The sequence below is a fragment of the Marinimicrobium sp. UBA4509 genome (assembly GCF_002388575.1).
Lineage (GTDB): Bacteria > Pseudomonadota > Gammaproteobacteria > Pseudomonadales > Cellvibrionaceae > Marinimicrobium > Marinimicrobium koreense.
This window is the reverse complement of sequence record NZ_DGMV01000034.1, coordinates 14,651-15,849: the sequence shown is the minus strand read 5'-3', so window position 1 is coordinate 15,849 and position 1,199 is coordinate 14,651. Positions and strand designations below refer to the sequence as shown.

Here is a 1,199-nt window from a genome sequence, read left to right as displayed (position 1 = left end):
TGCTCAACGGCAAACCCGCCACGACTCACTGGCACTACTTCGACCAATTCCAACGCGACTATCCTGAGGTCGACCTCAAGCGGCAGTACTTCATCACCCAAGCGGGCAATCTCTACTGTGCCGCCAGTGTGAACTCGCTGGCGGATCTGACGGTCCACTTTATTCAGCGCCTGTATAACAAGCGCATTGCCAGCCACGTCGAACGTCATTTCTCTCACGAAATCCGCCGCTCCTACGAAAGCAGCGGTTACTTTGAGGAAGCGCACAGTCGCCACCCGGATGAAGACATCATTCAGGTCCAGCTCTGGCTGCAGGATAATTACCCACGGGAAGTGGTGCTCTCTCAGGTGGCAGAGCGCTTTGGGCTCAGCACGCGAACCCTGAACCGTCGATTCAAGGCCGCTACCGGGCAGACGCCCCTGGATTACCTACAGGAAATTCGCATCAACAATGCCCGGGACTTACTGAAAACCAGCAACCTGACCATCGCTGAAATTGCCGATAAGGTGGGCTATCAGGATACGGGTTATTTCACCACCCTGTTCAAAAAACAGTTGGCGATCACCCCGCGTGAATACCGGGCTACCGTCCGAGCAAAACTGTTCAGCGCGGAGTGAACCCATCCGAAAAATCGTCAAGTTCAAACCCATAAAAAAACCGGCGAGATCACTCGCCGGTTTTTTCTGAGAACAGAATGCCGTTTAGGCGGCTTTGGAATCGTCGCGGTTTTTCGATTCCGCTTCGTGGGTCACAGACTTGACGTCTCGACCGTCTTTCAATGACGGGCTTTGCCCATCATCAATCTCAATGGTACGCGGCTTCATCGCCTCGGGAATCTCCCGCTTCAGATCGATGTGCAGCAGACCATTTTCGAAGGTCGCGGCTTTGACTTCCACGTGATCGGCCAGTTGGAACCGGCGCTCAAAATTACGCGCGGCGATGCCCTGATGCAGGTACTGCCGCTCTTCCTGTTCGGGCTCTTTATTGGCCGAAATCGTCAGATTGTTCTGATTGACCTCGATGTTCAATTCCGAGCGGTCAAACCCGGCGACGGCCATGGTAATTCGGTACTGGTCCTCACCGGTCAACTCGATGTTGTATGGAGGATAGCTGGGTTGGTTCTGCTCGCTGCGGCTCAGTGTATCCAGCAGACTGGCCATACGATCAAAGCCGATGGCAGAACGGTACAGGGGAGATAG

2 protein-coding genes are annotated in these 1,199 nt (G+C 54.5%); one reads left to right on the top strand and one right to left on the bottom strand.

The features are described 5' to 3' along the window. The coding region (locus B3520_RS04860) for a GlxA family transcriptional regulator (protein ID WP_286875527.1) at positions 1 to 617 on the top strand (617 nt) is incomplete at its 5' end. 84 nt (positions 618 to 701) lie between these two features. Here the strand turns inward: B3520_RS04860 and B3520_RS04855 are convergent. Beyond that, positions 702 to 1,199 (bottom strand): Hsp20 family protein (locus B3520_RS04855; protein WP_286875525.1); only part of this gene is annotated, 498 nt, incomplete at its 5' end.